This window comes from Phenylobacterium composti DSM 19425 (assembly GCF_059568645.1).
Genome location: NZ_JCANTT010000005.1, coordinates 41,788 through 52,579, shown reverse-complemented (window position 1 = coordinate 52,579; position 10,792 = coordinate 41,788). Strand labels below are relative to the sequence as shown.

Sequence of the window (10,792 nt, the reverse complement as noted above, 5' to 3'; positions counted from 1 at the left end):
GATCCTCAGCCAGACGCCAGCCTTCGCCCACCTGTTGTAGCGGTTGTAGACCGTGGTGTGCGGCCCGTACCGGCTCGGCAGGTCGCGCCACGGCGAGCCCGTCCGCAACACATAGAAGATCCCGTTGATCACCCGCCGATCGTCCACCCGGGCCACCCCGCGCGGCTTGTTCGGCAAAAGCGGATCGATCAGCCGCCACTCCGTCTCGCTCAGATCGTAGCGCGCCATTTCAAGGCTCCTTTCGGAAGCCTTGAATCAAGCGTCGCCCCAGCCAGCAAGCTTTATGAGTTCAGAACCTAGCGGGCGCTAGACGCCGAAATACTCCCGGTACCAGTCGACGAACCGGCCGACGCCTTCCTCGATGGAGGTGGAGGGCTGGTAGTCGAGGACCTTGCGGGTTTCCTCTGTATCCGCCTCCGTGCGGGCCACATCGCCGGCCTGCATGGGCATGAGATTGAGCTGCGCCTTGCGGCCCAGCTTCTCCTCCAGCACCTCTATGTAGCGCATCAGCTCGACCCGGCGGCTGGCGCCGAGGTTAAGGATGCGCCAGGGCGCGACGCCGCTGGTGGCTGGGTCGGGGGCCTGCGGATCCCAGTTCGGATTGGGTGCGGGCGGCCGGTCGAGGGCCGCCACGAGACCATCGACGATGTCGTCTACATAGGTGAAGTCACGCTGCATCCGGCCCTCGCCGTACACGTCGATCGGGCGGTCGTTGAGGATGGCGTCGGTGAATTTGAACAGCGCCATGTCGGGTCGTCCCCACGGGCCATAGACCGTGAAGAAGCGGAAGCCGGTGGAGGGGATGCCGAACAGGTGCGCGTAGGCGTGCGCCATCGCCTCATTGGCCAGCTTGGTGGCCGCATAGAGGGTGATCGGGTGGACGGCGTGGTCATGGACGTTGAACGGCAGCTTGCCGTTGGCGCCGTAGACCGAGCTGGTGGAGGCGTAGAGCAGGTGCGCCGGCTGCACGGCCCGGCAGCCTTCCAGCACGTTGAGGAAGCCCACGACGTTGGAATCCACATAGGCCTCAGGCTTTTCGAGGCTATAGCGAACGCCCGCCTGGGCGGCGAGGTTGACCACGGCCGTGGGGCGGGTCTCGGCGAACAGGGCGGCCATGCCGTCGCGGTCCGCGAGGTCGAGCTTGGCGTGGCGATAGCCTGAATGGCCTCCGAGGATGGCCAGGCGGGCGGCCTTCAGGCGCGGGTCGTAGTAGGCGTTCAGGCTGTCGACGCCCACCACCGCCTCGCCGCGTTCCAGCAGCCGCCGGCTCAGGTGGAAGCCGATGAAGCCGGCCGAGCCGGTCACCAGGATAGCCAAGGTCGAAAACTCCCGTCGCTCACGCGCTGGCCGCGCAAGCGCCCTGCCTAGCCCCGGCCGGCGGCGAAGTCGACGGTGGAGGGCCTCAGCCGGCGGCGGCGCGTTGCAGTGGCGCGGCGCTTGCCGCGGCCTCAACGCGCCCTGCGGCGAGCTCGGCGGCGCGGATCTGGACCAGCACCGGATGCAGGCCGGAGAGGAGGGCGACGACAACGCCCATGCGGCCTTCGCGCCAGCCCTGGCGGAGGACGTAGCTGCCCATTGTCGCTCCCAGGCCGGCCAGAAGCGCGCCCATGAAGCTGCCGGGCTGGCCGGCCTCGGCCAGGTCCTCGGCGAGGAGGCCGGTTTCGCGGTCCAGGCGCTGAAGCAGACGTCCCAGGTCCTGTCCTGCGATCCGGCGGACCGCCCCGGTCAACGCGCCGGCGCTCTCGCCGGCCAGCCTGGCGACGGCCCGGCGCCCAGGCGTCCAGGACTTCACCTCGCGTCGGCTGAGCCGAACCGCCCGATCCGCGCCGAGCGCGCCGGTCCAGCCGTGGCGGACGAGGGTGTCGCCCACATAGTTGTCGATGGGCAGTTCGAACCAGTCGCCCTGCGGGCGCATCTGCAGGACGGCGCGGATCTCCCAGGCGAGGGCGCGATCGATGTGCTCGTCCGGCTCGACCTCGAGAATCCAGTCGCCGGAACAGGCGGCGGCGCCGGCGGTTCGGGCCTGGCTCGGCAGCGGGAAGATGCCGTCGATCACCCGGGCGCCGGCCCGGCGGGCGGCCTCGCGGGCGCGTTCGGCGCCACGGTCGATGACCACTACCACCTCGTCGCAGAACGACAGGCTGCGCAGGCAGGCGGCCAGCTCGGCCTCGCCGTCATGCACGCATACCAGGGCCGATAGGCTGACCACTTCCCCCGCCTCCACGAACGTGAAGTCCCCTTCGTCGATATGACGCCGCCGTGGACGCGCGCCCCCCGCTGCGACGCGCTGAATTTTGTCTAGAAGTTGGCGGCGAGCCGGAGGCCGATCGTTCGCGGGCGCTGGGGGGTCACCTGGCGCAGGCTGCGGAAGGTGAAGGGATTGCCGTAGGCGAAGGTGTCGCTGTCGTCATCGAAGGGGTTGCTGATGAAGAGCGCCGCGCTCCAGGCGTCGGCGGCCAGCTCGGCGGACACCCGGGCGCGGACGTAGTGGCCCATGCGGCCGGCGACGGCCGTGTCGAACGAAATGCCCGAGCGCCCGACATAGCTCGCTTCGCCGCCCAGCCGCAGGACGAGGTCGCCTGGGAGGGGCCGCTGATAAACCGCCAGGACGCCGCCCGAGGTGCGGGGCACGCCGGGTAGCTCATCGACCACCGGGCCGGTGAAGCTGGGGTTCTTGTTGGTCAGGCGGGAGCGGGAGATGAGGGCGTTGGCCTGCAGCGAGAGCCCGAAGTCCCAGTCGTAGCCGACCTCGGCTTCAAGCCCCATGATGCCCCCGTCTCCGACGTTGGTGGTGTAGGACAGGCCGGTGGGGCGATACTGGTCCGTCTGGATATCTCGCCATTCGTCGTAATAGGCGGCCGAGCGGAGCGCCATCCGCCCCTCGAACAGCCGCAGCTTGGCGCCGATCTCATAGTTGCGCAGCCGGTCGGCCTGGAAGAAGGTGCGCTCGGCGCGTAGCCACTGGAGGCCTGCGGTGTTGAAGCCGCCGGGCCGGTAGCCCTCCGACATCAGCGCGTAGAACTGGCTGCCGTTCGCCATCCGTCGCTGGATCGAGATCTTGGGGGAGAAGCCCTCGAAGGATCGCGCATAGGTCACCGTCCGTGAGGCCGCCAGCAGCACCCCCGGGGCGATCCGGATGTCGGCGGAGGTGCGCACGCGGCTGTGGAACAGCCGCCCGCCCAGGCTGGCGGTCCAGCCGGGCGCAAATTCGTAGTCGCCTTCGCCGTAGAGGGCGATCTCCTCCAGCCGGTCCTTGCGATACTCGCTGTAGGCCAGGGCGCTGGCGCCGCTCGCCGAGATGAAGTCGGCCCGGGAGGGCGAGCGCTCCAGAGTCAGGGAGGCGAAGGCGCCGGCCAGCCAGTTGAACCGGCCGCCGGAGCTCGAGCGGACCAGCAGGTCCTCCACCAGCATGTTGACCCGGGTGTTCTCCACATAGACGCCGAGATCGCTGGCCGGCCGGGCGAACAGGCTGGGGCCCACGGCTGTGGCGTCGTACTCGCTGGTGAAGGTGTGGTGGACATAGGCGGTGGAGGAGGTCACCTCCATCGATCCGGCCCGGCCGACGACGGTCAGGGCGGCATGGGAGAAGTCGTTGTCGTGCCCTTCGCGGAATGGGGCGACCCGCTGGATCCCCATGGCTGCGATGACGTACTGGGCGTCCCGGGTGCGCAGGTGCTGGGTGGCGGCGCGCGCATGCAGCTCCCAGTCGTCGCCAAGATTCAGGCGCAGAGCGATGCGCCCGCCGTTGCGGACCGTGCGGTCGACGTCCTTGTCGCCCGTGCGTGTGTCGTCGAGATAGCCGCCCCTGTAGTCGTGGTAAGCGGCGACACGCAGGGCGGCGAGGCCCTGGGCAAGGGGCAGGTTGAGGTAACCCTCGATCTCGCGGCTGGGCTCGCCGTCCTCGGTGAGGGCCAGGGTCCCGCCCAGGCCGCCGCTCAGGCTCTCAGGATCGGGGCGGCGGGTGATGATCCGGTAGATGCCCGATAGCGCGCCCGAGCCGTAGAGCGCGCCCTGTGGTCCGCGGACCACCTCCACCCGCTCGATGTCCACCAGCCGCAGGTCCGGATCGGGGGCGTTGTAGTTGAGGGGCGCCTCGTCGAGGTAGGTGCTGACGGTGGACCGGGCGCGGCCGGTGAAGGCGCCGTCGGAAAGCCCCCGGATCAGCAGCTTGTCGCGGCCGGGGCCGAGATTGGTGGTCAGAACCCCGGCGACCTGGCCCACGGTCTGGCCGACGTCGGCGGCGCCGGTGAGGCTGATCTGCTCGCGCGAGATAGCGGAGACGCCGGCGGGCAGGAGGTCGAGGCTGGCCGGACGCTTGGCGGCGGTGACGACCAGTTCGGACACTAGCATCGGCTGGTTCGCGGGCTCACGGACCGTCACCGGGGCTGTCGGCGGCGGGCGGGGGGCGATGCGAACGGTGCGGGCGTCGATGATCCGGTACTGGCAAGGCGCATCGGCGAGAAGCCGGGTCAGGGCTTCGTCGAGGGTGTAGCGGCCGCGCAATCCCACCCAGCCGGCGCGGCCGCAGGCCGAGGTTCCGACAATCGAGATGTCGGCCTGGACGCCAAGGTCGATCAGGGCGTCGGCATAGGGCTTGGAGGGAATGGAGACGCGCAGGCGCGCGTCGGCGGCCTCAGCGGCGGTCGCGAACCACGCGATCATGCCGCCGGCCAGAATGGCCCGCAGAGGAACGCCCCGTGTGATCGCCCCAGAACCCCGGCTGCGGCCGGATCACTGAGGCGGCGCGCCCTCGCGCCGCAGGATCAGGCCCGCGTCGGAACGTACCGCGCTTATGGGAACCAGCAAGGCCAGACGGCGGATGACCGCTTCCTGGTCGTCCAGGACGAACACGCCCGAGATGGGCGTCGCGGCCAGGTCAGGGTCGGCGATGCGGATAGGCCTCGGGAACTGGCTGTTCAGGTCGGCGACGACCTCGCTGAGGGGCTGGTCCCGATAGACCAGCCGGCCGGCCCGCCAGCCGAGCACCTCCTGGGCGTCGACCTGAGCCAGGGTGGCTTCGGAGCCGCCTTGCCGATGGTCGAGACGCTGGTTGGGACGCAGTCGCCAGGCCCGGCCGGAGGCGCCCTCGGCCGGTCGGACCTCGACGGCGCCATGGGCCACCGTAACGGAGAGCGCGCCATCGCGGCGTCGCACGTCGAACCGGGTGCCCACCACGCACACGGTCCGGTCGCCGGCTTTCACCTGGAAGGGGCGGCGGGCGTCATGGGCGACATCAAAGATGGCCTCGCCCTCTTCCAGCACCACGTCGCGGCGGTCGCGGCGCAAGGTCACCGAAAGGCGGGTGGCGGCGTTCATCGTCAGGCTGGAGCCATCGGCCAGGGCGATGGTCCGATGTTCGCCGACCCGGGTGGCGTAGACCTGGGTCTCGGGGCCGCGCAGCTGTGGAAGCAGGACCAGGGCGCCTGCGGCCGCCGCGGCGACTGCGCCGGCCGCGTACCAGACCTGCCGACGGCTGGGCGGCCTGGCTCGGCGGTTCTCCAGGGCCTCGCGCACAGGACGGGCGGCGGCGGCGTATTCGGTCCAGACCGCGAGAGCCGCGTCATAGGCGCGGGCGTTGGCCGGGGACGCGGAAAGCCAGGCGTCAAAGGCCAGCGCGTCGGCCTCGGAGATGGCCTCGCCCTGCAGGCGCACGACCCAATCGGCGGCCGCCTCGCGTCGGGCTTCCTCCTCGGCTTGTCGCCGCCGGTCGCTCATCGTCCTTCCCACTGCCGCCCTGCCTGGCCGCCCCCTGCAAGGTTAGACGGCGCCCTCCCGGGCCGCCCCCCAGTCTGATCGCACAATCGCTGGTAGATCATGATCCCACCTTCGCCACGAGCGCCTTCAGGGCCGCGCTGATGTGCTTCTCGACAGACTTCACCGAGATGCCCATCGCCTGGGCCGTCTGCGCATGAGACAGGCCGTCCAACTTGTGCAGGCGGAAGGCCCGCTGCATCTGCGGGGGCAGGGCGCTCACCGCTTCGACCAGTTGGGCCAGGCGCTGGCGGGAGGCGACGGCTTCGTCGGCGGGCGGCAGGTCGGCGACGTCCTCGCCGCCGAGGCGGATATGCGTGCTCTCGCGCCAGGCGCTCTCCCGGGCCGCCGAGCGGGTCTCGGCGCGGGCGCGGTCAAGAATCAGGTTGAGGGCCGCGCGGTAGAGGACGGCGGCGGGGTTGTCGGCGGGCGTCGCCGGATCCCGTGTCGCAAGCTTGAGGTAGAGCTCCTGCGCCAGATCCTCGGCGGCCGCGGGCGAGCCCGTGCGGGCGGCGAAGAAGCGGACGAGATTCGGCCGGCGCTCCAGATAGGCTTCCAGGAGCGGGTCGCCTGCAGCCGAATTGCCCCGACCGGCCATGGTGGAGACATGCCCCATTTGGAGAAGGTCGCCAACCAAGCGTCGGCGCCCTCCGCAGGAAGGATCACTAACCCAGGGTGAGGCTGTGCAAGGGGATGTGAACCGCCACAGCGTGAGGGACCAGCGGGCGAGGTAGGCAGAAACGCAATCCGCCGCTAGGAGTTGCGCACACTTAGGGAGCGCCGGCCTAGGCCGGTCGCGATTTGGTAGGGCCAGGGAGACTTCGTCAATGAGCCAAGCCGCCATCCCCGGGCTCACGCCCGCGCCGACGAAACACGCCAAGCTCGTGGAATGGGTGGGAGAGATCGCCGCCCTGACCCAGCCTGACCGGGTGGTGTGGTGCGACGGGTCGGACGCCGAGTGGGATCGCCTGACCTCCGAGCTGGTGGCGTCCGGCACGCTGAAGCCGCTAAATCCGGCCAAGCGCCCGAACTCGTTCTACGCCGCTTCGGATCCGCGGGACGTGGCCCGGGTGGAAAGCCGCACGTTCATCTGCTCCGAGGATCCCGAGGAGGCCGGCCCGACCAACAACTGGCTTGAGCCGGCCAAGATGCGGGCCGAGCTGAAGGCGCTGTTCACCGGCGTGATGCGCGGGCGGACCATGTATGTGGTGCCGTTCTGCATGGGACCGCTGGGGTCCAAGATCAGCGCCATCGGCGTCGAGATCACCGATTCCGCCTATGTGGCGGTCTCGATGCGGATCATGACCCGCATGGGGCAGGCGGCGCTGGACCAGCTGGGCGAGGACGGCTTCTTCGTTCCAGCGGTGCACTCGGTGGGCATGCCCCTCGTGGACGGCGCCAAGGACGTGCCCTGGCCCTGCAACGAGACCAAGTACATCGTTCATTTCCCCGAGACGCGGGAGATCTGGTCGTACGGCTCGGGCTATGGCGGCAACGCCCTGCTGGGCAAGAAGTGCTTCGCCCTGCGGATCGCCTCGGTGATGGCCCGCGACGAGGGCTGGTTCGCCGAGCACATGCTGATTCTGAAGCTGACTTCGCCCGAGGGCCAGGTCCGCTACATCGCCGCCGCGTTCCCCAGCGCCTGCGGCAAGACTAACATGGCCATGCTGCAGCCGACCCTGCCGGGCTGGAAGGCCGAAACCATCGGGGACGACATCTGCTGGATGCGATTCGGCGAGGACGGCCGGCTGTACGCCGTCAATCCGGAGGCGGGCTTCTTCGGGGTGGCGCCCGGCACGGGCATCGAGACCAACAAGAACGCCATCGACACCCTGCATTCCAACTGCATCTTCACCAATGTGGCCCTGACCGACGACGGTGACGTCTGGTGGGAAGGCCTGACGCCCGAGCCGCCCGCGCACCTCACCGACTGGAAGGGCCGCTCCTGGACGCCCGACAGCGACGAGCCGGCGGCGCACCCCAACGCGCGCTTCACCGTGCCGGCCTCGCAATGCCCGGTGGCGGCGGCGGAATGGGAAGATCCCGCCGGCGTGCCGATCTCGGCCATCCTGTTCGGTGGCCGCCGGGCCTCCGCGGTGCCGCTCGTGACCGAAGCCCGTGACTGGCGCCACGGCGTGTTCATGGCCTCGAACGTGGCCTCCGAGGGCACCGCCGCGGCCGAGAACAAGATCGGCGAACTGCGCCGCGACCCGTTCGCCATGCTGCCGTTCTGCGGCTACAACATGGGCGACTATTTCGGCCACTGGCTGGCTATGGGCGAGAAGGCCGATCCGGCCAAGCTGCCCCGCATCTACTTCGTGAACTGGTTCCGCAAGGACGAGCGCGGCAAGTTCGTGTGGCCGGGTTTCGGCGACAACTCCCGTGTGCTGAAGTGGATCGTAGAGCGGCTGGAAGGGCGGGCCGAGGCCAAGGAGACGCCCATCGGCCGCGTGCCGACCAAGGAAAGCCTGGACCTCTCGGGCCTGTCGCTCACCGACGCCCAACTGGATCTGCTGCTCACGGTGGATCCGCAGATCTGGGCGCAGGAGGCCGCGCTGATTCCGGAGTTCTACAAGAAGTTCGGCGACCACCTGCCGAGGGGCCTGTGGGAGGAATACGAGGCCCTGGTCAAGCGGCTGGAGGCGGCCACGCCCCGGGTCGCGGCGGCTGAGTAGCCGCCGGACCTCGTCAGACGGATAGAGGCCGGGGCGCGTCCGCGGCCTTTTTCCTGGCTAGCGACCGTCCTGCGAGGGCTGTTCGGCGGCCGCCTGGTTGGCGAACTGGGCCTGCCAGGCGTCGAAATTGCCGGACTTGGCGAGGGGGCGGCTGGCGATCGGCGGACCGCCCTTGGCCTCCTGCGGGGCCCGTCGGCGGCGGCGCTCAGCGCGACCCGTATAGCTGACGATGCCTCCGACCAAAGCCATTGGCGCGGCGAGACCGATCAAACCTGCGGCGTAACCCATGGCGCGGCTCTAGCAGGCCTGGCGGCGGTGGGAAACGGGCCGCTTGCCGCAGCGGCAGGCGGTCTCAGCCGCCGGCGATGACGCGCAGGTTCGGGGCCGAGCCGGGCTTTTCGCCACGCACCTGGGCCACCAGTCGGAAGAGCGCCTCGCGGACGCCTTCCACATCGCCCTTGACGGCCAGGCTCTCGAGTTCGGCCAGGTGCCCGGGCGTCACCCGCAGGGCCGAGTTGGTGATCACCTCCAGCACCTTGGGGGCGCAGGGAATCGAGCTCTCCGTCTCGTCGAGCAGGGCCTCGGTGAGCTTCTCGCCGGGCCGCAGGCCGGTGATCTCGACGTCGATGTCGCGACCGGGCGTGCGGCCGGACAGGGCGATCATCTGCCGGGCGAGGTCCATGATCTTCACCGGCTCACCCATCTCCAGCAGGAACAGGCGCGCGTCCCGACGCTCGCCCTCGGCGGAGGTCGCTGTGGCGTGCAGGACCAGCTGGGCCGCCTCCGGAATGGTCATGAAGAACCGTTCCATGTCGGGATGTGTGATGGTCACCGGACCGCCGCGCTCGATCTGTGACTTGAAGATCGGCACCACCGAACCGGCCGAGCCCAGGACGTTGCCAAAACGCACGGCCGAGAACCGCGTACCTTTGCCGGTGGACTGCTGGGCTTGGATCACCGCCTCGGCCATGCGCTTGGTGGCGCCCATGACATTGGTCGGGTCGACGGCCTTGTCCGTGGAGATCAGCACCATCTGGCCGGCGCCACAGGCCTTGGCCGCCTCGGTGACGTTCCAGGTGCCGATGACGTTGGTGAGCACGCCTTCGCAGGGGTGATGCTCGACCATGGACACGTGCTTCAGCGCCGCGGCGTGGAAAACGAGGTCGGGCTTCTCTTCCTTGAATGCCGCGGTCAGGCGGGCGGCCTGGCGTACGTCACAGAGAACCGCGCGGCGCGGGATGTGCGGGAAGGTCTCGCGCATCTCCCGGTCGATCTCGAAGAGGGCGGTCTCGGCGATGTCGAGGAGCGTGAGATGGGCGCAGTCGAAGGCGGCGACCTGGCGGCAGAGCTCTGCGCCGATGGAGCCGCCGGCGCCGGTGATCAGCACGCGGCGGCCGCGGATCAGCTTGGCGATGGCGCCACGATCCAGCTCGATGGGATCGCGGGCCAGCAACTCCTCGATGTTGATGTCGCGCATCGGCAGCAGGGTGACGCTGTCGTGCTGCGGCAGCTCGACGATGGAGGGCAGGCGCAGGAGGCGGATGCCGTCGTTCTTGAGGCGGCCGAGCTGGTCGGCGGTGAGGCCCTTCAGGCGGCCCGGCTCCTCAAGGAACAGGATGGCCCGCGGGTAGCGGTTCCAGCGCCGCAGCTCGGCGAGGGCTTCGTCGAGGCGATCGAGGGTGTCGAGGATGCAGACGCCGCGGACCTGCTGGCCCACGTCGCGCTTCTCGGTGGTGACGATGCCCACCGGCGTATAGGTGCGGTCGTGGCTACGAGCCACATCGCGCAGGTAGGTGTCGGCCAGGGACGGCGGCCCGATGAGCAGCAGGGTCGGTGCCTGGGCCAGGCGGTCGGTGACCGTTTTGAGCGGCGAGAAGCTCTCCAGCGCCCGTTCGTGCAGGGCGCGGCGGCCGACGCGCACGCCCATGGAGAAGACCATCTGGAACAGCGGCGCCATGAACAGGGACGAGCGCGGCACGCCCTGGGCGCGATTCAGCACGAAAACGCCGAGCAGGAAAACTCCGACGGTAAGGAGCGCGATGCGCGCCAGCACCAGGGCGTCGGGAATGGAGACGTAGCGCCAGGGCGAAAGTTCGCGGCGGAACAGCACGGCGAAGGCGCCGGCGATGGCGCCGTAGAGCGCCGTAAATTGGATGAAGGCGGCGACAGGGACCTGGTCGAGGCCGAGGCCTGCCTGACTGCGGGCGATCAGAAAGGCCAGGGCGAAAGCCAAGGCGGCCAGGGCCGTGTCCGCGACGACGGTCTGGGCCCGGAAAGCCACACGCTCCATGCGTCGCACTCCGCTAACCTTCCGCTTCGCCAACTCTAGGGGTCGGAATGCGACCGACCAGGGAAACTGGGCGAAA

At 69.6% G+C, this 10,792-nt stretch carries 9 protein-coding genes; 1 reads left to right on the top strand and 8 read right to left on the bottom strand.

The window, feature by feature from the left end; translation table 11 throughout:
- The 6 genes from BO64_RS02520 to BO64_RS02495 all read right to left on the bottom strand — a co-directional run.
- Positions 1–228 (bottom strand): transposase (locus BO64_RS02520; RefSeq protein ID WP_496401699.1); only part of this gene is annotated, 228 nt, incomplete at its 3' end.
- A 78-nt stretch (positions 229–306) separates the two neighbouring features.
- Positions 307–1,317, bottom strand: coding sequence for an NAD-dependent epimerase (locus tag BO64_RS02515; protein WP_496401698.1), 1,011 nt, complete (start codon positions 1,315–1,317; stop codon positions 307–309).
- Positions 1,318–1,402: 85 nt separating this feature from the next.
- Positions 1,403–2,209: a glycosyltransferase family protein gene (locus BO64_RS02510; protein WP_496401697.1), complete on the bottom strand. Its 807-nt coding sequence runs from the start codon at positions 2,207–2,209 to the stop codon at positions 1,403–1,405.
- Between the two features lie 89 nt (positions 2,210–2,298).
- Positions 2,299–4,662 (bottom strand): TonB-dependent receptor, encoded by a 2,364-nt coding sequence (locus BO64_RS02505; RefSeq protein WP_496401696.1) that lies wholly within the window; start codon positions 4,660–4,662, stop codon positions 2,299–2,301.
- Positions 4,663–4,731: 69 nt separating this feature from the next.
- Positions 4,732–5,715, bottom strand: a complete 984-nt coding sequence (locus BO64_RS02500; RefSeq protein WP_496401695.1) for a FecR family protein — start codon at positions 5,713–5,715, stop codon at positions 4,732–4,734.
- Between the two features lie 97 nt (positions 5,716–5,812).
- Positions 5,813–6,367 (bottom strand): sigma-70 family RNA polymerase sigma factor, encoded by a 555-nt coding sequence (locus BO64_RS02495; RefSeq protein ID WP_496401694.1) that lies wholly within the window; start codon positions 6,365–6,367, stop codon positions 5,813–5,815.
- A gap of 211 nt (positions 6,368–6,578) precedes the next feature.
- On the opposite strand from BO64_RS02495, the gene BO64_RS02490 reads away from it, so the two are divergent.
- Positions 6,579–8,426: a phosphoenolpyruvate carboxykinase (GTP) gene (locus BO64_RS02490; protein WP_496401693.1), complete on the top strand. Its 1,848-nt coding sequence runs from the start codon at positions 6,579–6,581 to the stop codon at positions 8,424–8,426.
- Between the two features lie 57 nt (positions 8,427–8,483).
- Here BO64_RS02490 and BO64_RS02485 read toward each other — a convergent pair whose 3' ends face one another.
- Positions 8,484–8,675 carry a hypothetical protein gene (locus BO64_RS02485; protein WP_496401692.1) on the bottom strand — a complete coding sequence of 64 codons (192 nt, stop codon included), beginning with the start codon at positions 8,673–8,675 and terminating at the stop codon, positions 8,484–8,486.
- A gap of 103 nt (positions 8,676–8,778) precedes the next feature.
- Positions 8,779–10,716 (bottom strand): polysaccharide biosynthesis protein, encoded by a 1,938-nt coding sequence (locus tag BO64_RS02480; RefSeq protein WP_496401691.1) that lies wholly within the window; start codon positions 10,714–10,716, stop codon positions 8,779–8,781.
- Positions 10,717–10,792 lie beyond the last annotated feature (76 nt).